This window comes from Bacteroides helcogenes P 36-108 (assembly GCF_000186225.1).
GTDB lineage: Bacteria > Bacteroidota > Bacteroidia > Bacteroidales > Bacteroidaceae > Bacteroides > Bacteroides helcogenes.
Map to the genome: position 1 here is coordinate 267,355 of NC_014933.1, position 25,778 is coordinate 293,132.

The following is a 25,778-nucleotide window of genomic DNA, read 5'->3' on the forward strand; positions in this document are numbered from 1 at the left end:
TTATTTTTTAATCAACACTTCATCTACCATTCCATATTCCTTGGCTTCTTGCGCCGTCATCCAGTAATCACGGTCAGAATCGGCCCAGACCTTATCAAAGTCTGTATGCGAATGATCGGCAATAATGGCATAAAGTTCTTTCTTCAACTTTTGGATTTCACGTGCCGTAATCTCGATATCCGAAGCCTGTCCCTGCGCACCGCCCATCGGTTGGTGAATCATGACACGGGAGTGTGTCAAGGCAGAACGTTTACTCTCAGCACCAGACACTAAGAGCACAGCCGCCATACTGGCTGCCATACCCGTACAGATTGTAGCCACATCACTGCTGATAAACTGCATGGTATCATAAATCCCCAATCCGGCGTATACCGATCCACCAGGAGAATTGATATAGATAGAGATATCCTTGCCCGGATCTACAGAATCCAGATACAACAACTGTGCCTGCAAAGTATTGGCAGTATAATCATCAATCTGTGTACCAAGGAAAATGATACGATCCATCATCAAACGAGAGAACACATCTAACTGTGTAACGTTAAGCTGACGTTCTTCCAAGATATAAGGATTTAAATACCCGGCTTGTGACTTAATCACATCGTCCAACACCAAGCCGTTCATTCCTAAATGCTTGGTAGCATATTTTCTGAAATCATCCATTTTTCTTTCTGTTTTAGTTTAATATAATGTGGATGCAAAGAAACAAAAAAGAACACAGAGACACAAAAAAACACAGAGTTATAGTTTGTCAAACTCTGTGTTTCTTTATAAAAGCCAGCCGCTTTCCAGCTAAATCTCTTATTCAAACATCTTATTGAACTCCTCCAATGAAATGTTTTTGTTCTCCAATGTCACCTGAGCCTTCAAAACAGCAGCCAGTTTGCTTTCAACCACGCGGTTCACCAGCCCTTCAATACTTTCTTTTTTCTTCAACATCTCTTTGACATAGTTTTCCAGAATTTCTTCGGGCACACTCAACATACCATATTGTGCAAATTGTGCACGAGTAGCGTCCTTAGCCATGTTTGTGATATCTTCCTGCTCAACCTTGATGTCATTGGCTTTCACCAATTGTTCCTTAATCAAATGCCAAGTAAGTTCTTCAATGCTCTTGTCGTAATTTTCTTCTACAAATGCCTCGTCCTTTTCCGGATTGTTCAGACGCATGATGCGCTTCAACAGTGCATCTGGGAATTCCAGATTACCTACTTTCTCCATCAATGCCTTGCGCATATCAATAAGGAATTTATAATCACTGTCTGCTACAAATTGCGCAGCAATGCTTTCCTTTACTTTGGCGCGGAATTCTTCCTCATTCTTCACAACGTCTTTACCGAATACTTGATCAAAAATTTCCTGGTTCAGGTCACCAGGTACAAAACGTGTAATCTCCTCTATCTGAAAACTGAAGTTGGATTTAATTTCAGTAGTAGCTTCCTTATCAATCTTCAGTAAGGAAGCCAGTTCGGCAGCATTGCCATCCCAAGCCGTATTCGGATTGAATACAAGCACATCGTTGACCTTTGCATCTTTGAAAGTGGCTTTCTGATCATTATTCTTCATATAAGACGGCATCATCACGGCGCCTTCCACCTGAACTCCTCCTTCTTTAGTATTGCCTTCTTCGTCCAATTCGACAAGCAATCCTTTCAGCATGTCGTTGTCTTCGTAAACATCTACCTTGTCATACTTACCACTACGTTGAGTATAAGACTTTATCTGATTTTCAATCATATCGTCTGTAACTTCGATTGTATAATAATCTACCTTGTCGGTAGCACAGACTTCAGCCTTGAATTCAGGAGCCAAAGCAATGTCAAACAAGAATTCGAATTCCTCCATCGTATCGAAATCTATTTCCTTCTGTTTGTCTTCATTGGGAAGGGGCTCACCAAGGATGTTCACCTTATTATCTTGAATGTACTTATATACTGATTCGGAAAGTAATTTATTGACTTCTTCGGCTAATACAGACTTTCCATACATTTTCTTAACAAGACTCATAGGAACCATTCCTTTACGGAATCCGGGAACCTGAGCTTTTTGACGGAAGTTTTTCAACGATTTGTCTATCTTCTCCTGATAGTCTGCTTTCTCAAGCTTTACAGTAAGCAAAGCGCTTACTTTGTCAATGTTTTGCAATGAAACGTTCATTCTGACAATTATTTATTTGATTTATATTTTATTCCACATCTCAAATGAGCGTGCAAAATTAGCGTTATTCTTTCAATTATCAAAAAAACATAGCCTAATTATTTAGTTTTCACATAACATGGACAGTGTCGTCCAACATAAGCAAAAAGGAATCTGTCGAATCTTCACACTTTTCACAATACCATGTTGCACTTGCATCCAACGTCCGGAATACACCAAAGTACCTGCCAGAGAGAGAATCTATCAGATAAGTATATAACAGACAAGCAGGACAGATTCAAAAAAAATGAAGGAAAAGTATTGTTTATTCGAATTTTATATGTTCCTTTGTCGCGGAATGATGGCGCATTAGTTTCTCGATTTCCATTACATGGTTTTTACTTCCGTCTAAAAAACGTTTTTGTAAACTCTCTGTCGTTGTGATCCCTGTTATTATTCGGCCATTATCTCCAAGAGAGTTTTATTCATTTATTTATTTTACATTTTTCATTATGAACATTTATGTTGGAAACCTTAACTACCGTGTTAAGGAAAGCGACCTGCAAAAGGCCATGGAAGAGTACGGAGCCGTAACTTCTATCAAATTTATCACTGACCGCGAAACGAAACGTTTTAGAGGCATTGCATTCGTTGAAATGGAAGACGCAGCAGCTGCTGCCAAAGCTATCGAAGAACTGGATGGAGCTGAATTTTTCGGACGTCAAATGGTAGTCAAAGAAGCAAGACCTCCTAAATTTTAATTATATAAGGAGAAATAAAAAGGACCGCCATTGGCGGTCCTTTTTTGGCTGCAACCAATTATTTCATAAAGTCTTTCCTACGGAGCACAAAACTATTACTCAAATACTTTTCGCGAACAATTTTATTCTCTGCCAACTCTTCCGGTGTACCTTGGAACAGGATTTTTCCTTCGAACAACAAGTAGGCACGATCTGTTATGCTCAATGTTTCCTGCACGTTATGATCGGTTATCAAAATACCAATATTACGGTCTTTCAACTTCCACACAATCTGTTGGATATCTTCCACCGCAATAGGATCCACACCCGCAAACGGTTCGTCAAGCATGATAAACTTAGGATCTATGGCCAGACAACGAGCTATTTCTGTACGGCGACGTTCGCCACCAGACAACTGGTTACCTTTATTCTTTCTCACTTTCTGAAGGCGAAATTCGGCTATCAAGCTTTCCAACTTATCCTTCTGATAGTCTAATGGCCTGTCGGTCATCTCCAGTACAGATGCAATATTGTCTTCCACACTCATTTGACGAAACACAGATGCCTCCTGTGCCAAATAACCAATACCCGTCTGCGCACGCTTATATACCGGATATTTTGTTATATCCAAGTTATCCAGGAAGATACGTCCTTCATTCGGAGTTATCAGCCCCACGGTCATATAGAACGAAGTTGTCTTTCCGGCGCCGTTCGGCCCCAACAAGCCTACAATCTCACCCTGCTTCACATTGATGGAAACATGGCTCACCACCGTACGCTTCCCGTACTTTTTCACCAAATCTTCCGTGCGAAGTACCATTTTGCTTTCTTCCATACTTGCTTTATTTTGCCGCAAATGTAGCAAAAATAAGCTGAAATGAGTACATTTGCAGTCAAATACTTACGAGTTATGATAAAAGCACTCAGAACAGTGGGAAGATACATCATACTGATGGGACGTGTTTTCGCCCGTCCGGAACGCATGCGTATGTTCTTCCGCCAATATCTCAACGAAGTGGAGCAGCTTGGCGTGAACTCCATCGGCATCGTACTCCTGATATCGTTCTTTATAGGAGCTGTCATCACCATACAGATCAAACTGAATATCGAAAGTCCTTTTATGCCCCGATGGACAGTAGGCTACGTCACCCGCGAAATCATGCTGCTGGAATTCTCATCCTCCATCATGTGCCTAATATTAGCAGGAAAAGTAGGTTCTAACATAGCGTCCGAATTAGGAACCATGCGAGTCACCCAACAGATAGACGCCCTTGAAATAATGGGAGTGAACTCCGCCAACTACCTGATACTTCCTAAAATATCGGCTTTGGTTACTACCATTCCATTGATGGTGACATTCAGTATATTTGCCGGTATCATCGGCGCCTTTTGTACCTGCTGGTTCGGCGGTATCATGTCGGCAGTCGATTTGGAATACGGCTTGCAATACACATTTGTAGAATGGTTCATCTGGTGCGGCATCATCAAATCGCTGTTCTTCGCCTTCATCATAGCCAGTGTATCTGCCTTCTTCGGCTATACTGTGGAAGGTGGTTCCATAGAGGTAGGCAAGGCATCCACAGACTCCGTAGTATGTAGCAGCGTACTTATCTTGTTTGCCGATCTCATCTTGACTCAGTTACTGATGGGATGAAATTATTCACAATTCAAAATTCAACAAGATGATAGAACTGAAAAGACTTTGCAAGTCATTTGAAGAAAAAGAGGTACTGAAAAATATCAATGCTACTTTTGAAAACGGGAAAACCAATCTCATTATCGGACAGAGTGGCTCAGGAAAGACTGTACTCATGAAGTGTATCGTTGGTCTGCTCACTCCCGAAAAAGGAGAATTATTATATGATGACCGCAATTTTCTTGCCATGGGTAAAAATGAAAAGAAAGCACTGCGCCGTGAGATGGGAATGATTTTCCAGAGTGCCGCACTCTTTGATTCCATGACAGTGCAGGACAATGTTATGTTTCCACTCAATATGTTCAGCAACGATACACTGCGTGACCGTACTCGCCGCGCAATGTTCTGCCTGGAACGTGTCAACCTGATCGAAGCCAAAGACAAATTTCCAGGAGAAATCAGTGGGGGCATGCAGAAGCGCGTCGCAATAGCCCGTGCCATCTCCTTGAATCCTCAATATTTATTCTGCGACGAGCCCAACTCCGGTCTGGATCCCAAAACGTCTCTGGTCATCGACGAATTGGTACAAGACATTACCCGTGAATATAATATGACCACCCTTATCAACACCCACGACATGAATTCTGTAATGGGCATCGGCGAGAAAATCATCTATATCTACGAAGGCCATAAAGAATGGGAAGGTAGCAAAGATGATATATTCACCTCAACCAATGAACGTCTGAACAGCTTTATCTTCGCATCCGAGTTGTTCCGTAAAGTGAAGGAAGTGGAAATACAGAATATAGAAGGATAAGGTTAACAAAAGCCTCTATACAGCCAAGAAAAGAGGTGTCCGGAATAAAATTCCGGACACCTCATACTCATAAAACCAGTTAATAGAATTGACCTATATCATCACGATATATTTTAATTGTCTTCACTACTTCACGTAAAAGTGTAAAACACAATTTCAATTACGCTACAAAGTTACACAAAACTGTTCAATAAAAAAATCACGGAAAACCATGACAACTGCATTTTTTATGATTTATTCTACAATGATCCAACCTTGAGAAACAGCTTTCAACACCATATCAATGGCGTTTTTAGCATCAAACTTAAATATTAATCTTCTACGAAAAGTTTCCACAGTATTTTCTGATACTTTTAGCAAATCAGCTATTTCACGGGTATTTAGCCCCTTAGCCACAGCCTGCAAAACTTCTTGTTCGCGCCGCGTGGGAACATCTTTCTGTTGCAATTCGGGAGAAGTACGGCACAACTTCCGACTAATGGAAGCAAAACGAGGACATGCATACGAATTTCCCTGCAGTACGCAGCGTACAGCATCAATCAGATACGAAGCTGTCGAGCTTTTCAAAATGACTGCGTTTACTCCACTTTGTACCAAACGGTTAACCATCCAGATTTCTTCATGCATCGTATTAATGATAATCCGCGCATTCTCATTAATTTCTCTTATCCGGACAATCAACTCGAAGCCGGACATTCCCGGCATTCCCACATCCAGAACATAGAGGTCATAGTCACGCCTGGCTATCAGGGTAACTGCCTCTTCTCCTGAGGTTACGGCATCGGCTACCACTACTTCAGGCAACTTCTCCACCAATCTGCAAATACCTTCTATTATCAGACTGTGGTCATCAACCACCAGCATTTCAGCTTTTGTCTTTTCCCTCATAACTCCTATACTAAAACAGTAACTCTTTCTGGCAAGTGTATGTAAAATAACTTACAGTACACATCCCTATAATCCTTTAATGGAAATACACAAAAAAGAGAAAGAGTGCGAAAATCCAAGTATGCTTTTTCGCACTCTTTCATGAGAGAAACAATATTTCATCATTTTCCCAAACAGATTATCATCATTTTATTTTTGCCTTATATATATATTTATGGGCGTTCCGGTCAGATTCCACTTTTCACGCATTTTATTCTCTAGAAAACGGCGATACGGCTCCTTTACATATTGCGGAAGATTTGCAAAATATACAAATGAAGGTACTTGCGTATTAGGCAACTGCGTAATGTATTTTATCTTAATGTATTTGCCCTTGATAGCAGGAGGGGGATAAGCCTCGATAAGTGGCAACATCTCCTCGTTCAGACGGGCGGTCGGAATGCGTACCATACGGTTTTCATAAACATTACGAGCTTGTTCAAGCACCTTCAAGATACGCTGCTTAGTTAATGCCGAAGCAAAGATAATGGGAAAATCCACAAAAGGAGCGAAACGGTTGCGAATAGCATCCTCAAAGGTCTTCATCACCTTCGCAGTCTTATCCTCCACCAAATCCCACTTATTCACAACCACTACCAAACCTTTGGCATTTTTCTGAATCAAAGAAAAGATATTCAAGTCCTGACTTTCAATACCTCTGGTGGCATCCAGCATCAGGATACACACATCCGAATTTTCAATAGAACGAATGGAACGGATTACTGAGTAATACTCCAGATCTTCATTCACCTTATTTTTCTTACGGATACCAGCAGTATCTACCAGATAGAAATCAAAACCGAATTTATTATAACGGGTATAAATTGAGTCACGAGTAGTTCCTGCAATCTCAGTAACGATATTGCGATCTTCGCCTATAAATGCATTTACAATAGAAGATTTACCGGCATTAGGACGGCCTACCACAGCAAAACGAGGAATATCTTCATCTAATATTTCATCGGTTTCTTTTTTGAACTTGCTGACGATAAGATCCATCATATCTCCAGTACCACTGCCTGTAATCGCCGAAACACAATAAGGATCTCCCAATCCCAAACTGTAGAACTCAGGGGCATTGTATTGCAGTTCATTATTATCAGTCTTATTTGCAATCAACAATACAGGCTTTTTGGAACGACGCAAAATGGTAGCTACCTGCAAATCCAGGTCAGTCACACCGTTCATCACATCCACAACAAATAGTATGACATCGGCTTCATCTAAAGCCATCAGTACTTGTTTTCGTATCTCTTCTTCAAATACATCATCTGAATTCACAACCCAGCCACCAGTATCTACCACCGAAAACTCACGTCCAAGCCATTCGGTTTTTCCGTATTGGCGGTCACGCGTAGTTCCCGCTTCCTCGTTCACGATTGCCTGACGTGTTTTTGTCAGACGGTTAAATAACGTAGATTTTCCCACATTGGGGCGTCCTACTATTGCAACTAAATTTCCCATAGTTCACACTCTTTGTTTTTGCGACTATCACAGTCGTATGAATAACTCTTAATCCAGTTGATAACCAAAGCTACGCAATTCTTTATCCGAACTGCGCCAATCTTTATCAACTTTCACAAACGTCTCCAAGAAAATAGTTTTCCCAAAGAACTTTTCTAATTCCCGGCGTGCCTCGGTTGCAACTTTCTTTAAAGCTTTCCCTTGTTTACCGATTATAATACCTTTCTGCGAATCACGTTCTACATAGATAACAGCATTAATATGTATCTTCTTCGCTTCTTCTTTAAATTGCTCCACCACTACCTCTACCGAATAAGGAATCTCCTTATCGTAATATAGCAGAATCTTTTCACGGATAATCTCAGTCACAAAAAAACGTGCCGGTTTGTCCGTCCACTGGTCTTTGCCAAAATAAGGCGGCGAATCAGGTAAAAACTCCTTTATCCGCTTCATGACATAGTCCACATTGAATTTCGTTGTAGCAGAAATTGGTACTATTTCCGCTTTAGGCAATAATTCTTTCCATGCTTCTACCAGTTCTACCAGTTTCTCCTGGTTAGTCAAATCGATCTTATTGATAAGCAGCAATACAGGTACTTCCATTTGGGCTACCTTCTCCACAAAATCATTGTGCTTATCAGGAGTTTCAACCACATCAGTAACATAAAGCAGCACATCTGCATCCGTCAATGCCGAAGTCGAAAAGTTCAGCATAGATTCCTGCAACTTATAATTTGGCTTCAGAACACCCGGGGTATCCGAAAACACAATTTGCATATCATCCGTATTATAAATACCCATAATACGATGACGGGTAGTCTGTGCCTTAAAAGTAGCGATAGAAATACGCTCACCTACCAAAGCATTCATCAATGTGGACTTACCTACATTAGGATTACCCACGATATTTACAAATCCGGCTTTATGCATAACTTCAATGTATTTGGATTGAGACAAAAAAACGCATCGAATCAAGATAGGATGCGTTTCTTATTTTTATATGTTCAGCAAAGACTTTATCAGAATCCGCAATCAAGCTGTTACTGTTTCTTTCCATCATATCCCCATTTCACATAAACGGCTCCCCAAGTAAACCCGGCGCCGAACGCTGTAAAGATAAGGTTATCACCCTTCTTCAGTTTCTCTTCAAAATCCCAGATACAAAGCGGCAGCGTACCGGCACTTGTATTACCATAGCGTTCTATATTAATCAGGACTTTTTCATGAGGAACTTCCAAACGATGTGCCACAGCATCAATAATACGAAGGTTTGCCTGATGCGGAATCACCCAATCAATGGTTTCTTTTGTCAAACCATTCTTCTCTGCAATCGCTGCACTGACATCAGACATATTAGAAACAGCATACTTAAATACTGTACGCCCTTCCTGATAAAGATAATGCATATGGTTATCTACTGTGAAATAAGAAGGAGGACAAACCGATCCTCCAGCTTTCAAGTGCAGGAAAGGCAAACCTTTGCCATCGGTTCTTAGGATAGCATCCATAACACCCACATCTTCCGTCGTCGGTTCCATCATAAAGGCAGCTGCTCCGTCGCCGAAAATCGGACAAGTAGCACGGTCACTATAATTCACAATCGACGACATTTTATCTCCACCTACGATAATAATCTTCTTGTATCTTCCAGAACGAATAAAGTTTGCAGCAGTTTCCATCAAAAAGAGGAACCCGCAACAAGCAGCCGACAAATCAAAAGCAAAAGCATTCTTTAAGCCAAGCTTATCACATAAGATAGATGCAATAGAAGGAAACTGGTAATCGGGAGTAGAAGTAGCGACAATCACCAGATCAATGTCATCGGGATCGGAACCTGTACGTTGCATCAATTGCTTGGCCGCTTTACGAGCCATATACGAAGTTCCTAAACCTTCTTCATTCAGAATATGTCTTTCCTTTACTCCGATACGGGTCATAATCCATTCATCATTGGTATCTACCATTTTTGAGATTTCGTCATTTGTCAAGACGTAATCGGGCACATATCCGCCGACTCCTGTAATTACTGCATTTATTTTTTCCATTAAAATCTTGTTTTCTTATAGAAACACTTAAACAACGGTAGTCTAAAAAGATTTGCTCATTCAAATAACAAATCTTTTTAGACACCCACTATTCAAGTATAAGTTTTAGTCAAACTGCCTGCAATTAAACAGCCGCTTCTTTTTCAACTGCAAGTTTACCTCTGTAGTAGCCGCATGCGCCACATACAGTATGATATACATGCCATTCACCGCAGTTCGGGCAAATAGCCAGTGTAGGAGCTACTGCTTTATCATGAGTTCTTCTCTTTGCAGTTCTTGTTTTTGACTGTCTTCTCTTAGGATGTGCCATTTTCTTTTAATCTTTAATTGTTATCTAATATTTTCTTTAATACGTCCCAACGCGGATCCACCGGCGTTTCCGTTTCTTCATTCATCAGCTCCACTTCTTCTTCAGGAGTAAAACCATCCTCCGCCATGTCATCATCAGAAGTTGTACGCAAATGCTTGTTCAGTTTGCTGCTCATCGCCTTATTACATTTTCCTGGAGCATGTACATGCTTCATCGGGATAGCCAAAGCAATAAACTCATACATGAACCATGCAACATTAATTTCTCCTTCTTCTTCAGGAATAACGATAAGGTTATCACCCTCTTCAGCATATTCATGACCAAATTTAACCAGCAACTTATCAGTAGAACTGACCGGCTGTTCCATATCATCCAAACAACGGTCGCATGGTATCCACACAAATCCATCTGTCTGAAAGTTCAATTCAAAAGCACGAGATGTTTTTTTTACAACTAATTCCACATTGACTTTCCCCTTCTGAACTTCCGGAGCATCAATATTGGCAAAAAAAAGATTGTCCAGTAAGAACTCATATTTCAGAGAATCTACCTGCATCCCTTTCAAATCTATTTTGTATTTATCAAACTTTCCCAAAGCTTCTTTTATTTATTCGGGCGACAAAGATACGAATAATTATCCTCATTATGTAGCATTTAAAGCAAAAACTTCACTTTTATATGATTTTCATCCTGAAAAATTCTTCTCCTGCCTTTCCATAAACAAATAAAGCCCCCGCATTCTTTCCGGAATACGGGGGCTTCTCTAAAACGGCGACTACCTACTCTCCCACTGTTACGCAGTACCATCGGCGTGACCGGGCTTAACTTCTCTGTTCGGAATGGGAAGAGGTGGAACCCCGGTGCTGTAGTCACCTGAATAAGGCAGACATGATGCAAAAAGTAAAGTCATGCGTAATTAATCATTACGATATGCTGAACGTATATATCCCCCATACTACGGAAGACAAAAAGTCAACGGGCAATTAGTAATGCTCGGCTGTGACATCGCTGCCTGTACACCTGCATCCTATCAACGTCATAGTCTTTGACGACCCTGAGAAATCTAATCTTGTGGCTGGCTTCGTACTTAGATGCTTTCAGCACTTATCCAATCCCGACTTAGATACCCGGCAATGCACCTGGCGGCACAACCGGTAAACCAGAGGTCAGTCCAACACGGTCCTCTCGTACTAGTGTCAGAGCCACGCAAATTTCATACGCCCACGATAGATAGAGACCGAACTGTCTCACGACGTTCTGAACCCAGCTCGCGTGCCACTTTAATGGGCGAACAGCCCAACCCTTGGGACCTTCTCCAGCCCCAGGATGTGACGAGCCGACATCGAGGTGCCAAACCCCTCCGTCGATATGAGCTCTTGGGAGGGATCAGCCTGTTATCCCCGGAGTACCTTTTATCCTTTGAGCGATGTCCCTTCCATACGGAAACACCGGATCACTATGCTCTAGTTTCCTACCTGATCGACTTGTCAGTCTCCCAGTCAAGCGCCCTTATGCCATTACACTCTGCCGACGGTTACCAATCGTCGTGAGGGCACCTTTAGAAGCCTCCGTTACACTTTTGGAGGCGACCACCCCAGTCAAACTACCCACCAAACAGTGTCCCCGCATCAGCGGGTTAGAACTCAAATAATCAAAGGGCCGTATTTCAACAGCGGCTCCACAAATACTGGCGTACCTGATTCAAAGCCTCCGGCCTATCCTACACATCAATCACCCAAATTCAATGTTAAGCTATAGTAAAGGTTCACGGGGTCTTTTCGTCCCATCGCGGGTAATCGGCATCTTCACCGATACTACAATTTCACTGAGCTCACGGTTGAGACAGCGTCCAGATCATTACACCATTCGTGCAGGTCGGAACTTACCCGACAAGGAATTTCGCTACCTTAGGACCGTTATAGTTACGGCCGCCGTTTACTGGGGCTTCAATTCAATGCTTCTCTTGCGATGACATCTCCTCTTAACCTTCCAGCACCGGGCAGGTGTCAGGCTATATACCTCATGTTTCCATTTCGCATAGCCCTGTGTTTTTGTTAAACAGTTGCCTGGACCTATTCTCTGCGCCTCACATTGCTGTGAGGACCCTTTATCCCGAAGTTACAGGGTCAATTTGCCTAGTTCCTTAACCGTGATTCACTCAAGCGCCTTAGTATATTCAACCCGACTACGTGTGTCCGTTTACGGTACGGGTACCAACAGGATGAAGTTTAGCGGATTTTCTCGGGAGTATGATTACATGCGCTATCGGATTGTTCGAAGAACGCTCCGTACTGTCAGGTTCGACTCTTGCACCGGATTTGCCTGGCACAATCAACATCTACACCCTTCAACCATCTATTCCGTCAGATGGCGGCATTGTCACTGCTCCGTCTCCACGTCACTCCTGAAGGTAGTACCGGAATATTAACCGGTTCTGCCATCGGCCTCGCCGTTCGGCTGAGCCTTAGGACCCGACTGACCCTGATCCGATTAGCGTTGATCAGGAAACCTTAGTCTTTCGGCGAGGGGGTTTCCCACCCCCTTTATCGTTACTTATACCTACATTTGCTTTTCCACACGCTCCAGAAGGGCTCACGCCCCGCCTTCAACGCCGAGTGGAATGCTCCCCTACCGATGATTTCTCATCCCAAAGCTTCGGTAGAACACTTATGCCCGATTATTATCCACGCCAAACTCCTCGACTAGTGAGCTGTTACGCACTCTTTAAATGAATGGCTGCTTCCAAGCCAACATCCTAGCTGTCTTAGCAATCTGACTTCGTTAGTTCAACTTAGTGTTCATTTCGGGACCTTAGCTGTTGGTCCGGATTGTTCTCCTTTAGGACATGGACCTTAGCACCCATGCCCTCACTCCTGACATAGAACTGGTACGCATTCGGAGTTTGTCAAGACTTGATAGGCGGTGAAGCCCTCGCATCTTATCAGTCGCTCTACCTCATACCAGTATAAGTCAAGGCTGCACCTAAATGCATTTCGGGGAGTACGAGCTATCTCCAAGTTTGATTAGCCTTTCACCCCCACCCTCAGGTCATCCAGAAGCTTTTCAACGCTTATTGGTTCGGTCCTCCAGATGGTGTTACCCATCCTTCAACCTGCCCAAGGGTAGATCACTTGGTTTCGCGTCTACTCCTTCCGACTATACGCCCTATTAAGACTCGCTTTCGCTTCGGATACGCGACTGAGTCGCTTAACCTCGCCGGAAAAAGTAACTCGTAGGTTCATTATGCAAAAGGCACGCCGTCACACCAAAAGGTGCTCCGACCGCTTGTAGGCGCATGGTTTCAGGAACTATTTCACTCTTCTGTTCGAAGTGCTTTTCACCTTTCCCTCACGGTACTGGTTCACTATCGGTCTCTCGGGAGTATTTAGCCTTACCGGATGGTCCCGGCAGATTCACGCAGAATTCCTCGTGCTCCGCGCTACTCAGGATACCACTAAGGTTCGGTCGGCTTCGTGTACCGGGTTGTCACCGTCTATGACTGAACTTTCCAGATCATTCCACTCACCAACTTTCGTCCCACGACGTGGTCCTACAACCCCATACATGCCGTAACATGTATGGTTTGGGCTGTTCCCCGTTCGCTCGCCACTACTGGGGGAATCATTATTTATTTTCTGTTCCTGCAGGTACTAAGATGTTTCAGTTCCCTGCGTTAGCCTTCTGCTATGCAGAATGGTTAGTCTTCAACTAACCGGGTTGTCCCATTCGGAAATCTCCGGATCAAAGGTCATTTGCACCTACCCGAAGCTTATCGCAGCTTATCACGTCCTTCATCGCCTCCGAGAGCCAAGGCATCCGCCATGCGCCCTTGCTTACTTTTTGTCTTACCGATCACGTATGGTCGATATATACTTTCAGCTCTTACTTTACTTTTTTCGTTACATCATGTCATAGTTCGCTTTGCAAACAGTTGATAGTTGAGAATTGATAGTTGAAAGTTTCAAAAATCAATCACACTAAGACTGTCGCTGAGTGGAGAATAACGGATTCGAACCGTTGACCCCCTGCGTGCAAAGCAGGTGCTCTAGCCAGCTGAGCTAATCCCCCGTTTTTTAGTTGAAAGTGGAAGTGGAAAGCTGAAAGTTACAATAACCATCAACCTTGAACTGTCAACTTCTAACTCTTTACGTAGTCCCAGGCAGAGTTGAACTGCCGACCTCTACATTATCAGTGTAGCGCTCTAACCAACTGAGCTATAGGACTGTCGAGTTCAACCTCGCCTTACGGCTCGGCTTCTTCTTTCTCATTATATCATAATAAACAAGTACGCGTAGTACGAAGAGGTTCTGATGTCAGTATCACTGAAAGAACCAACTTTTAATTTTCAACCTTCAACTTTGAACTTTGAACTTCAAAATCGAAGATTTTGATTGAGCGTCGCTCCAGAAAGGAGGTGTTCCAGCCGCACCTTCCGGTACGGCTACCTTGTTACGACTTAGCCCCAATCACCAGTTTTACCCTAGGGCGCTCCTCGCGGTTACGCACTTCAGGTACCCCCGGCTTTCATGGCTTGACGGGCGGTGTGTACAAGGCCCGGGAACGTATTCACCGCGCCGTGGCTGATGCGCGATTACTAGCGAATCCAGCTTCGTGGAGTCGGGTTGCAGACTCCAGTCCGAACTGAGAGAGGTTTTTGGGATTGGCATCACATCGCTGTGTAGCTGCCTTCTGTACCCCCCATTGTAACACGTGTGTAGCCCCGGACGTAAGGGCCGTGCTGATTTGACGTCATCCCAACCTTCCTCACATCTTACGACGGCAGTCTCCATAGAGTCCCCAGCATTGCCTGATGGTAACTATAGATAAGGGTTGCGCTCGTTATGGCACTTAAGCCGACACCTCACGGCACGAGCTGACGACAACCATGCAGCACCTTCACAGAGACCTTGCGGCTATATAGTTTCCTACATATTCCTCTGCAATTCAAGCCCGGGTAAGGTTCCTCGCGTATCATCGAATTAAACCACATGTTCCTCCGCTTGTGCGGGCCCCCGTCAATTCCTTTGAGTTTCACCGTTGCCGGCGTACTCCCCAGGTGGAATACTTAACGCTTTCGCTTGGCCGCTGACTGTGTATCGCCAACAGCGAGTATTCATCGTTTACTGTGCGGACTACCAGGGTATCTAATCCTGTTTGATACCCGCACTTTCGAGCATGAACGTCAGTTACAGTCCAGCAGGCTGCCTTCGCAATCGGAGTTCTTCGTGATATCTAAGCATTTCACCGCTACACCACGAATTCCGCCTGCCTATACTGCACTCAAGAGCCCCAGTATCAACTGCAATTTTACGGTTGAGCCGCAAACTTTCACAACTGACTTAAGACCCCGTCTGCGCTCCCTTTAAACCCAATAAATCCGGATAACGCTCGGATCCTCCGTATTACCGCGGCTGCTGGCACGGAGTTAGCCGATCCTTATTCATAAGGTACATGCAAAAGGCCACACGTGGCCCGTTTTATTCCCTTATAAAAGAAGTTTACAACCCATAGGGCAGTCATCCTTCACGCTACTTGGCTGGTTCAGGCTCTCGCCCATTGACCAATATTCCTCACTGCTGCCTCCCGTAGGAGTTTGGACCGTGTCTCAGTTCCAATGTGGGGGACCTTCCTCTCAGAACCCCTATCCATCGATGCCTTGGTGGGCCGTTACCCCGCCAACAAGCTAATGGAACGCATCCCCATCTTCCACCGAAATTCTTTAACTGAAAAAGGATGACCTCTTTCAGTGCCATCGGGCATTAATCTTTCTTTCGAAAGGCTATTCCCGAGTGGAAGGCAGGTTGGATACGTGTTACTCACCCGTGCGCCGGTCGCCATCTGTCATATTGCTATGACAATGCTGCCCCTCGACTTGCATGTGTTAAGCCTGTAGCTAGCGTTCATCCTGAGCCAGGATCAAACTCTTCATTGTAAAAGTATTGTCAATCGGCATTGCTGCCGGTCTTTGCTCTGTTCAGGACGCTCGGTTTATTAAAAGTTTATCTTTACCTATTTATCATAAGTATTGACGGTTCTTTCATTATACCCAAGACACTCGTCTTTATAAAAAAAGTCAAGTGCCTTGCTCTTGTACTACTTGTATTGTTTATGTAAATCTGTTCAAAGATCGCTTGTTTCAAATCGGCTTTCTTTAGGAAAGCGGATGCAAAGGTAAGAACTTTTAAGTATATGCTCCAAATATTTCTGAAGTTTTTTTCTTTTTTTTCTTTCTCCTCGTCGTCTCTCTTTGCGAAAGGGAGGGGAAAGGGAAAAAGGGACTGCCCTCATGATCCGTCTCTCTCAGAATGTCAATCTCAAGGCTCCCCGTCTCTTGGAAAGCGGGTGCAAAAGTAGAGATTTTACAAACACGAAACAAATATATCCAAACCTTTTTCTGAAGTTTTTTTCAATACAACACCTAACAGGCTGATTGACAAAGGAAGAGGGAAGACATGGTTTTATGCCGATGGAAAAGGAAGATTAAAAAAAGAAGAAGGGGACACATTATATATATAAAGCGGGCGAAGGGGGAGGGAAGAAGCAGGCACGGGAATCGGGGGGAACGGGAAAAGATCCATGCAGCCGCAAACGGGGTGAAAAGGAAGGAAGAAAGTAAGATAAAAGAGAAGAATATATCATCTATATATCGGGCTACCTGCATCTATATATCCACCGGACTGCATCTATAGATCCAGGTTACTCGATATATAGATCCAGGAAACGCGATATATAGATGCAAAAACGCTGATTAAATATCGCTGTTTGTCAGACACTTGCATTTATCACAAGAAATACTTGTGGCCGACAGAATAAATGCCAATGTCTGACGAGATAAATTCTTGTGGCCGGCAAGATTAGTGCCCGTATCTGACAACACGCGGCACTGCCTTCAAAAAGGGTTCGTTTTTTAGTCTCGCCGCTTTCACTCCCTCACTCATCTTTTATGCTCTCACAGACTTTCGGTGACATGAAGCTGAGGGATAGAAGCGTGGAGCTGAAGGTTAAAAACACAAAGTAGAGAGGCAGTAAAGTACACACAGTGAAACCATGAAAGCAATAGTAGGATATCCCCCACCCCTGAATGATTTGAAAAAAGGGAAACAGACTTTCTTTCAGCCAAAACAACTAAAACACGGACAGCAAGAAAAAAAGTGAAAGGATGAAACATCAAAACAAGGCGAAATAGATTCAGGGGCTAATTCGGATGACGAACAGTATATACTTTCGCATAAAGACATGACTAAGCAAACCTGCACACCTCCATAATACATGCAAACGGGGAAAAAATCATCCTTGTAAAATACCGGCGGGTAGAGAGGCAGAAGCAGTCCGGAAGGAATGATGCTCACCCCTCTTTCGCTTCTTCCTGTGGAATGCGGATAGATGTATAAAGTTCGAGTATGGCAGCTATCGTTAAAGAAACAATCCACTCATTGCCATGTGTAAAAAGCATGAATGCTCCACTCAACACCAGCAGCAATGCTCCGAAAACCTGTTGACGGCGTAAGCGTTTTACGGCAAGACTCTTGCACTCAGAAGGAGAATTGACCTGCGCCAAAGCTACTAAAGTAGCACCAATAGTATATATATAAGGTGCAAATGCCCATCCGGTAATATAAACGGCAGCACCAGCCAAAAGCATAACAGCTCCTACTATAAAAAGAACAGGGATCAGTTGTTTCATTCTTCTATGTCTTCTTCAAATACATAAATATCTTCATTAGGCTTCTTCATAAGGTACTTTTCGCGGGCAATCCGTTCAATAGCACCGGAATCGACGGCAAGTTCATTGAGCCGTTCCGTATTTTCCTCGTATTCCTTGCGATACTTTTCTATCTCACCGCGCAACCGGCTCTCCTCACGTGCGTATCCCAAACGACGCATAATACTGTTCTCATCCAGAAAACCCACAATAACCACAAAGAGCATAAACGTAATCAGATACTTATGCCTGCGGACGAAAGACCAAAGAGAAGCGAGTTTGTCCATGACGATTCAATGATTAATGATTAGTGTGCACAAAGATAAGACGAATAACTGAAAAAAAACTTTTTTTTGTGTACATTTGCACAAAAAGCAAAGACATGCTGCGCCTCAGCATAAGAAAGCGAACCTACTTCTGCATTCGGGTTGCACAATCTTTACACTATAAACAAAGATCCCTGACATGGAAAATTATATCGTATCAGCAAGAAAATACCGTCCTTCGACTTTTGAGTCTGTGGTAGGGCAACGCGCCCTGACCACCACTTTGAAGAATGCCATAGCTACCGGAAAGCTGGCTCACGCTTACCTTTTCTGCGGACCGAGAGGCGTAGGGAAAACCACGTGTGCACGTATCTTTGCCAAAACCATCAATTGCATGACTCCGACTGCCGACGGTGAAGCATGCAACCAGTGCGAATCATGCACAGCTTTCAACGAACAACGCTCGTATAATATCCATGAACTGGACGCCGCCTCCAATAACTCGGTGGACGATATCCGCCAATTGGTAGAGCAAGTAAGAATCCCACCACAGATCGGCAAATATAAAGTATATATCATCGACGAGGTGCACATGCTGTCTGCTTCCGCATTCAACGCTTTCCTGAAAACGCTGGAAGAACCACCGCGCCATGCTATCTTCATCCTTGCCACCACCGAAAAACACAAGATATTGCCCACCATCCTCTCTCGCTGCCAGATATATGACTTCAGCCGAATCGGTGTGGAAGATACCGTGGCACATCTGGCCTACGTAGCTTCCAAAGAGGGTATCACCGCCGAACCGGAAGCCCTGAATGTCATTGCCCTGAAAGCGGACGGAGGCATGCGCGACGCCTTGTCTATCTTCGATCAAGTAGTAAGTTTCACCGGAGGACATATCACCTACCAAAGCGTGATTGAGAACCTCAATGTACTGGACTACGAATACTATTTCAAACTGACCGACTTCTTCCTCGAAAACAAAGTGAGCGATGCTTTGCTGTTGCTGAATGATGTACTGAACAAAGGATTTGACGGCAGTCATTTCATCACCGGTCTTTCCTCTCATCTGCGCGACCTGCTGGTGAGTAAAGATGCGGCAACCTTGTCACTGCTCGAAGTCGGTGCAAGCATTCGCGAACGATATCGGGTACAGGCACAGAAATGTCCTCTGCCTTTCTTGTACCGTTCCATGAAATTGTGCAATGACTGCGACCTGAATTATCGGACCAGCAAGAACAAACGACTGCTTGTAGAGTTGACTCTTATACAGGTAGCCCAACTCACCACCGAAGGTGACGATACTTCGGGTGGGCGCAGCCCTAAACAAATCATAAAACCCGTATTTACACAACCTGCCGCAGCACAGCCGCAACAGGCCACCCCAGTTACACTTCATCAGCAACCAGCAGCCAAGCCGATTACGCAACCTGAATCTGCCATACAAACAAATAACAGTTCCAAGCCGATAGTCACCCAAATAGGCAATGCTGCTACAACACACGATACTCCTGCTGCCGTACTGATAGCACAAGGCAGAGAAGAAAAGAAAATTCCGGTGATGAAAATGTCCGGACTGGGTGTCTCCATAAAACGCCCTCATGCAGAAGAAGAACAAAAAAAAACAGATATTCCCACAGTTTTACCACAAACATCCCAGACTGAGGAAGATTTCATATTCAACGAAAGAGACATAAACTATTATTGGCAAGAGTATGCCGGACGTATGCCTAAGGAACAGGTTGCCATCGCCAAACGTATGCAAAACATGCATGTCACCTTGCTGAATGATACTACCTTTGAAGCAGTAGTAGATAACGAAATCATTGCCAAAGATTTTATATCTATGATACCTGCTTTGCAGGATTACTTGCGCATCCGCCTGAAAAACCGAAAAGTCACCATGACCGTACGCGTCAGTGCCCCCGCAGAAAAGGTCCGGGCGTACGGCCGAGTTGAAAAGTTCCAAATGATGGCACAAAAAAACAATGCCTTGATGGAACTGAAAAACGAATTCGGCCTGGAGCTCTATTAACTCTATTTAGCCCTTTCCGAAGTCTGCCGATATTTATTGTTTTCTAATCAGAAGAAAATCAGTGTATTTAATTTTTTATTATTGGATAAATGTTTATTTTTGCCAATAATATTCAAAAGAGGCAAACAAATAGACAAGGGATGAAAGTAATTACATTGGCGATATTCGGGCAGATGCTGTTTGCTTCTGTATTTACTGCTTCCGCAGTAACCAACCAAGGAAAACAAAAGATACTGGAATCATTCGTAAAAAGACAAATTCTTTATGATGTTTCCACCCCGTTGGATAGCGTGATTCTTTGGAGCGAGCAACTCCTTCCCAGCATACAAGCGGACGAACATAAAGATAAAGAAGTCTATTTTTTGCTACAGCTCCAGTTAGCAAATGCCTATACTCTACGAGGCGATGTCGGCCTGGCAACAGACCTTGCACAATTAATGTATGAGGGTGCAAGAAACCTGAACTACCAATTCGGTATAGTGGTAGCCAATCAGGCCATCGGAGATGCTTATAACACCATTGCCGATCTGTATGACAAAGCTTTGGAATCTTATCAAGATGCGTTAAGCGAACTGTCACTTATTTCCTCGAAACACCCGTACAGGACACGACTTCTACTGAAAATATCCAATGTGCTGCAACGAAAAGGGTGTTTGGAAGAGGCACATGAGATACTAAATGAGCTGAAAGACATCCTTCAACAAAAACCGGATTATCCCACGGAATTCTTTTTCAACATAGAGAAAGCCAATTATGCTATTTCTCACGGGCATCTCTCACAAAATTATCTGGATGAAGCAGCAGGCCATTTGTATAAAACAGATTCCATTTACAAAAAACATCCCGAAAGATTTTACCGTTTCCATTTAGATTATACCACCGCTGCCTATTACCGAGCTATGGGAAATTGGAATAAACAATATTGGGAAAAGGCCCTGAATATTTATTCCAAATTACAAGAAGAATATGCCAACAACAAACGTTCCACCTATTACCGTTGGACATCATTAGAAAAAATCTACCTCTATAAAATACAGGGCATGTCTATGGAAGCCTGCCACATTTATCAAGAGCTATACCCTCCGATAGATACACTTGCTGCACAAAGCTATATACGGCAAATCAATGCCATAAAGGCAAAATACCAGGTTGACAAGCTTGCAGTTGCCAGCAATGAAGAGTACAACAAGATTGTGAGCAGCATTACGATTGGCAGCATAATTATATTGGTATTATTTTCCCTATTAGCCGTCCGACTCAGAACACAACGGGAAAAAGTGGTTCTATCTACCCGAAAGCTGGCTCTCTCGCGGGCCAATGCTGAAAATGCGACACGTGCCAAAAGCGTATTCCTCTCGAATATGAGCCATGAGATACGTACACCACTCAATGCATTGTCCGGTTTCTCTTCATTACTGATGGAAGACGGCCTTGATTCAGAAACCCGCCGTCAATGCAACGAGGTAATCCAACAAAATTCCGAACTGTTACTGAAACTCATCAATGATGTTATAGACCTGTCAAGCCTTGAATTCGGAAAATTACAGTTCAGCATAAAAAGACATGACGCGATATGCATCTGCCAAAATGTAGTAGATACCGTAAGCAAAGTAAAACAAACACAAGCCGAAGTGTCGTTTGCCACAAACCTGAAAGAGATGATCATAGAAACGGACGACTCGCGTTTACAGCAGGTATTGATAAACCTGCTGATAAATGCGACTAAGTTTACTCCGGAGGGTAGCATCGTTTTAGAACTGAAACAAGAAGCAGAAAATATGATTTTCTTTTCTGTAACAGACACTGGATGTGGCATTCCACAAAACAAACAAGCCACCATCTTTCAACGATTTGAGAAATTGAATGAGAATATGCAAGGCAGCGGTTTGGGACTTTCCATCTGCCAGCTTATCATCGAACATATCGGCGGTAAAATCTGGATTGATCCCGATTACAAACAAGGCTCCCGATTCTGCTTCACTCATCCCATCAACCAAACATGCACAAGCGAAAGAAAGGAGACAGAGATATGAAAAGGATATTCTTTATAATACTGTTCTCCATCTGCTGGCTATCTCCCTCACTACACGCTAAGAATCCGGGTCAACAAACCAAAGATAGTCTGCTGCATCTCTATCTCACCTCTTCACCCGATACCACCAGACTGAAGCTTTTGTACAGTATAGCACTGCTGGATCAAATATCCCCCACATTCATCTACTACGAAAACAAATTGCTGGAAGAAGCTGTTGCCCAAAAGAACATTCTTTTCCAAAGTGCTGCAATTTATGGACATGTAGTATATTACTACAACAAGCTGGATCAAAAACACGCAGAACAATGGATGCACAGACTTGAACTGATAGCAGAAAAAAATTGCTTCTACAACCACTACTTCAAAGGGAAAAAGATGATGATTGAATTCTATATCATCAGTCAGAAAATAGAACAGGCACTTAAAGAAGCTCAGGACATGTATGATAAGGCCGAAAAACTCAGCAACCGGAACGGCATGCGTGAAGCCTGTCTCTGCCTATCGACGGGATACTTCAACACACTACGCTACAAAGAGGGGATGGCTGCACTGAACAAAGCCTTTGAACTGGCAGAACCTGATGACACCTTTCTGGACAAGATGGACTTGCTGACCAAAGCCGTACTGGCATATTCATACCTGCGTGACAACGATAAATTATATCATTCTCTGACAGATTTGGATAGCATCAAAAGGATATTGGCAAAAACAAGCGGCATGACAAACGGTTACCTTAATCTCTATCTGCTGATAGAAATTCAATATGCTTTCTACTACACACGTATCCAACACCCGGCAGAAGCATGGGAACATTTGCAAAATTCAGACAAATATCTGACTACTTCTTCTTTCTTGCCTTACAGACTGCTGAGATTAGGAGCTTATGCGGAATATTACCAACTGACCAAAGAATACGAGAAAGCTTTAAATTGTCTGGATGAAGCTATCCAACTCATAGCTCCCATCTCACCGGAGGACGCCCAAATTTATGGCATTCAGAAAGCAGACTTATTGGTAAAAATGAAACGCCCGGACGAAGCACTTCCTCTCTATAAACAGATAACCAAGTCCAAAGATTCGCTGTACACTGCTTTTTCTGCTTCACAGATAGAACAGATACAAAGTATGTATAACATGGACAAACTGATATTTCAGAAAGAACAACGGCGAACCATGTTCCACCGCATCTGTCTGATTACATTCATCATTGTCATCATCGTGCTCCTACTTTTCAACATCCGCATGTATAGCAGTCGCAAACATCTGGAACGAGATGAAAAAGAAATGCGCAACCTCACCCGTATTGCAGAAGAAGCCAATGAAGCCAAAAGCCGTTTTCTTTCCAATATGAGCTACAGCATACGTATCCCGCTAAACAATGTAGTAGGCTTCTCACAACTGTTGTCCACGGACACTAATCTAAGTGAAGCAGAACGGAATGAGTACTCTGAAATCATACAAACCAATTCTACCGAATTAATTCAACTGGTGAACGATGTCCTCGACCTCTCCCGTCTGGAAGCCAACATGATGAAGTTTCAATTACAGGATTGCAATGTAGCAGATTGGTGCAATGACCTTAAATACACCGTGCAGATGCACGGCGGAGAAACCGTACAGTTGCAGCTTGATGCCGAAACCGGAGACGCACGTATACATGCAGACATAAATCGACTGACCCAAATCGTATCAGGTATGCTGCTCTCTCCTGATGATTGCAAAGAACCGTATGAAGCGAGGATGAGTTTAGTTTATCAGCCCGAAGATAACCTCATTACCTGCCGGATTGAAAACATTCCTATGGCAAATTCCCAATTCACCAACCAAAAGGTTCTTACACGCCAAAAGATAAACCAACTGTTTTTTGCGCATTTCGGAGGAACATATAAAATGGAAAAGAATAGTAATAATAAAATAGAAGCCATTACTTTCACCTACCCAACACTGCCTGAAGGCAAACAACCACCTCATTTATAACAGATTTCGTAACCTCTTATTTAGACACCATACAAATTAAACGTTTTTAATCAAGATTGATAACAACTAATTAAGAAAACCACTATTTTTGCCGAACGAATTAGTACTAATAATTAAAAAATTAAAAAATGGCTTACGTAATTAGTGACGATTGTATTGCTTGCGGTACTTGCATTGACGAGTGTCCAGTAGGCGCTATCTCTGAAGGCGATATCTATTCTATCGATCCTGAAACTTGTACAGAGTGTGGTACTTGCGCAGATGTTTGTCCGTCTGAAGCAATTCATCCGGGAGAATAATAAATCATCCCTTAAAAAAAGTAGAAAGGCTCGGTTTTTAAAAACCGAGCCTTTCTACTTTTTTTAAGGGATGATTTCAATACAATACCGATAAGAAAACTCTAACAATTTCTTATCAGTACTTATTTTTAATTAAGTTCAGCCAACGCTTCCTTGATGCGGCGAATAGCCTCTATAATATTTTCGTCACTGGTAGCATAACTCATACGAATACATTCGGGAGCACCGAAAGATGTACCACCCACACATGCTACATGAGCTACTTCCAACAGATACATAGCCAAATCATCCGAATTTCCGATCTTACGATCACCAGCAGACTTCCCAAAGAAAGAGCTACATTTCGGAAACAGATAAAAAGCACCCTCCGGCACATTTACTTCAAATCCCGGAACATCCTTAGCCAACTTCACTATCAGGTCGCGACGACGCTCAAATGCCTTTCGCATTTCCTCTACGGGAGCCTGTGAACCTGTATAAGCAGCTTCTGCTGCCTTCTGTGACACAGAACAAGGGCCTGAAGTATATTGCCCCTGCAGTTTATTACATGCTTTCACAATCCATTCCGGTCCGGCTATAAAACCAATACGCCAACCTGTCATGGCATAAGCCTTGGAGACACCATTTACTATAACCGTACGTTCCTTCATTTCGGGAAACTGTGCAATGCTCTGATGCTTGCCGATATAGTTGATATGTTCATAAATCTCATCGGCAATAACAATAATCTGCGGATATTTAGCCAATACAACGGCCAATCCAGCCAATTCTTCCTTACTATATACAGAACCTGTCGGATTGGATGGAGAACAAAGAATCAAGACTTTTGTCTTTGGAGTGACAGCCGCTTCCAACTGTTCGGGAGTAATCTTGAAATCCTGTTCAATGCCTGCAGCCACAATAACCGGAATACCTTCTGCCAACTTCACCATTTCGGGATAACTGACCCAATAGGGAGCAGGTATAATCACTTCATCACCCGGATTCACCAATGCCAAAACAGCATTACAAACAGATTGTTTTGCACCATTAGCGCAAGATATTTGCACAGCCGTATATTCCAGACTGTTCTCTTTCTTTAATTTCTCTACGATAGCGTTGCGTAGAGCCGGATAGCCCGGAACCGGAGAGTAGCGAGAGAAGTTGTCATCTATCGCCTTTTTCGCCGCCTCTTTAATGTGATCAGGGGTGTTGAAATCGGGTTCACCCACACTCAGGTTAATTACATCTACGCCTTGGGCTTTCAGCTCCGCGCTCTTTTGAGACATAGCCAGCGTCGCAGAAGATGACAAACTGTTCAAACGATCTGATAATTGGTTCATTTTATTACTGTTTAATGGTTGTTATGCAAATCTGGTTACAAAATAAGCAAATTTCTCTGATATAATA

The 25,778-nt window shown here is 43.2% G+C and carries 19 protein-coding genes, 2 tRNA genes and 3 rRNA genes; 7 read left to right on the forward strand and 17 right to left on the reverse strand.

The features are described 5' to 3' along the window. Window positions 1-663 (reverse strand): ATP-dependent Clp endopeptidase proteolytic subunit ClpP, encoded by a 663-nt coding sequence (gene clpP / locus BACHE_RS01010; RefSeq protein ID WP_013545845.1) that lies wholly within the window; start codon window positions 661-663, stop codon window positions 1-3. A gap of 138 nt (window positions 664-801) precedes the next feature. Next, window positions 802-2,157 carry a trigger factor gene (tig, locus tag BACHE_RS01015; protein WP_013545846.1) on the reverse strand — a complete coding sequence of 452 codons (1,356 nt, stop codon included), beginning with the start codon at window positions 2,155-2,157 and terminating at the stop codon, window positions 802-804. Window positions 2,158-2,648: 491 nt separating this feature from the next. Here tig and BACHE_RS01020 point away from each other — a divergent pair, with 491 nt between their 5' ends. Next, complete coding sequence (locus tag BACHE_RS01020; protein WP_013545847.1) at window positions 2,649-2,897, forward strand: RNA recognition motif domain-containing protein; 249 nt, start codon at window positions 2,649-2,651, stop codon at window positions 2,895-2,897. Window positions 2,898-2,955: 58 nt separating this feature from the next. Here the strand turns inward: BACHE_RS01020 and lptB are convergent, their stop codons facing one another. After that, window positions 2,956-3,711, reverse strand: a complete 756-nt coding sequence (gene lptB, locus BACHE_RS01025; RefSeq protein ID WP_013545848.1) for an LPS export ABC transporter ATP-binding protein — start codon at window positions 3,709-3,711, stop codon at window positions 2,956-2,958. Between the two features lie 75 nt (window positions 3,712-3,786). Here lptB and BACHE_RS01030 point away from each other — a divergent pair, with 75 nt between their 5' ends. Then, window positions 3,787-4,530 carry an MlaE family ABC transporter permease gene (locus BACHE_RS01030; protein ID WP_013545849.1) on the forward strand — a complete coding sequence of 248 codons (744 nt, stop codon included), beginning with the start codon at window positions 3,787-3,789 and terminating at the stop codon, window positions 4,528-4,530. A gap of 28 nt (window positions 4,531-4,558) precedes the next feature. Next, window positions 4,559-5,329 (forward strand): ABC transporter ATP-binding protein, encoded by a 771-nt coding sequence (locus BACHE_RS01035; RefSeq protein WP_013545850.1) that lies wholly within the window; start codon window positions 4,559-4,561, stop codon window positions 5,327-5,329. Window positions 5,330-5,563: 234 nt separating this feature from the next. On the opposite strand, the gene BACHE_RS01040 is transcribed toward BACHE_RS01035, so the two are convergent. From BACHE_RS01040 to BACHE_RS01105, 13 genes are all read right to left on the reverse strand, one after another. Further along, window positions 5,564-6,217 carry a response regulator gene (locus BACHE_RS01040; RefSeq protein WP_013545851.1) on the reverse strand — a complete coding sequence of 218 codons (654 nt, stop codon included), beginning with the start codon at window positions 6,215-6,217 and terminating at the stop codon, window positions 5,564-5,566. 189 nt (window positions 6,218-6,406) lie between these two features. Further along, window positions 6,407-7,720 (reverse strand): ribosome biogenesis GTPase Der, encoded by a 1,314-nt coding sequence (gene der, locus BACHE_RS01045; protein ID WP_013545852.1) that lies wholly within the window; start codon window positions 7,718-7,720, stop codon window positions 6,407-6,409. 48 nt (window positions 7,721-7,768) lie between these two features. Continuing rightward, a complete protein-coding gene (era, locus tag BACHE_RS01050) occupies window positions 7,769-8,650 on the reverse strand; it encodes a GTPase Era (RefSeq protein ID WP_013545853.1) in 882 nt (293 codons plus the stop codon). A gap of 110 nt (window positions 8,651-8,760) precedes the next feature. Beyond that, entirely contained in the window at window positions 8,761-9,765 is a 1,005-nt protein-coding gene (locus BACHE_RS01055) for a beta-ketoacyl-ACP synthase III (protein WP_013545854.1), read from the reverse strand. 124 nt (window positions 9,766-9,889) lie between these two features. After that, window positions 9,890-10,075 (reverse strand): 50S ribosomal protein L32, encoded by a 186-nt coding sequence (gene rpmF / locus BACHE_RS16785; protein WP_004288267.1) that lies wholly within the window; start codon window positions 10,073-10,075, stop codon window positions 9,890-9,892. A 13-nt stretch (window positions 10,076-10,088) separates the two neighbouring features. Then, window positions 10,089-10,670, reverse strand: a complete 582-nt coding sequence (locus BACHE_RS01060; protein WP_013545855.1) for a YceD family protein — start codon at window positions 10,668-10,670, stop codon at window positions 10,089-10,091. A 171-nt stretch (window positions 10,671-10,841) separates the two neighbouring features. Continuing rightward, window positions 10,842-10,952: ribosomal RNA gene (gene rrf, locus BACHE_RS01065) — 5S ribosomal RNA — on the reverse strand. An 86-nt stretch (window positions 10,953-11,038) separates the two neighbouring features. Further along, window positions 11,039-13,918, reverse strand: a 23S ribosomal RNA gene (locus tag BACHE_RS01070). A 151-nt stretch (window positions 13,919-14,069) separates the two neighbouring features. Then, a tRNA-Ala gene (locus BACHE_RS01075) sits at window positions 14,070-14,143 on the reverse strand. Window positions 14,144-14,225: 82 nt separating this feature from the next. Further along, window positions 14,226-14,299, reverse strand: a tRNA-Ile gene (locus BACHE_RS01080). 183 nt (window positions 14,300-14,482) lie between these two features. Then, window positions 14,483-16,007 (reverse strand): 16S ribosomal RNA (locus BACHE_RS01085). The 16S, 23S and 5S rRNA genes sit together here with 2 tRNA genes alongside, the layout of an rRNA operon. 1,413 nt (window positions 16,008-17,420) lie before the next feature. Beyond that, the gene (locus BACHE_RS01100; protein ID WP_013545856.1) at window positions 17,421-17,759 is read right to left on the reverse strand and encodes a hypothetical protein; all 339 of its coding nucleotides are present in this window, start codon (window positions 17,757-17,759) and stop codon (window positions 17,421-17,423) included. Continuing rightward, the gene (locus tag BACHE_RS01105; RefSeq protein WP_013545857.1) at window positions 17,756-18,064 is read right to left on the reverse strand and encodes an FtsB family cell division protein; all 309 of its coding nucleotides are present in this window, start codon (window positions 18,062-18,064) and stop codon (window positions 17,756-17,758) included. The genes BACHE_RS01100 and BACHE_RS01105 overlap by 4 nt, the downstream gene beginning before the upstream one ends. Window positions 18,065-18,242: 178 nt before the next feature. Here BACHE_RS01105 and BACHE_RS01110 point away from each other — a divergent pair, with 178 nt between their 5' ends. The 4 genes from BACHE_RS01110 (at window position 18,243) to BACHE_RS16795 (ending at window position 24,389) form a co-directional block, all read left to right on the forward strand. After that, the gene (locus BACHE_RS01110) at window positions 18,243-20,078 is read left to right on the forward strand and encodes a DNA polymerase III subunit gamma/tau (protein WP_013545858.1); all 1,836 of its coding nucleotides are present in this window, start codon (window positions 18,243-18,245) and stop codon (window positions 20,076-20,078) included. A 140-nt stretch (window positions 20,079-20,218) separates the two neighbouring features. Next, entirely contained in the window at window positions 20,219-22,111 is a 1,893-nt protein-coding gene (locus BACHE_RS01115) for a tetratricopeptide repeat-containing sensor histidine kinase (protein ID WP_013545859.1), read from the forward strand. Then, window positions 22,108-24,090 (forward strand): sensor histidine kinase, encoded by a 1,983-nt coding sequence (locus BACHE_RS01120; protein ID WP_013545860.1) that lies wholly within the window; start codon window positions 22,108-22,110, stop codon window positions 24,088-24,090. Before BACHE_RS01115 ends, BACHE_RS01120 begins: the two co-directional genes overlap by 4 nt. 128 nt (window positions 24,091-24,218) lie before the next feature. Continuing rightward, a complete protein-coding gene (locus tag BACHE_RS16795; protein WP_004292360.1) occupies window positions 24,219-24,389 on the forward strand; it encodes a DUF362 domain-containing protein in 171 nt (56 codons plus the stop codon). Window positions 24,390-24,517: 128 nt separating this feature from the next. On the opposite strand, the gene BACHE_RS01125 is transcribed toward BACHE_RS16795, so the two are convergent. Next, window positions 24,518-25,711, reverse strand: coding sequence for a pyridoxal phosphate-dependent aminotransferase (locus BACHE_RS01125; protein WP_013545861.1), 1,194 nt, complete (start codon window positions 25,709-25,711; stop codon window positions 24,518-24,520). Window positions 25,712-25,778: the final 67 nt, after the last annotated feature.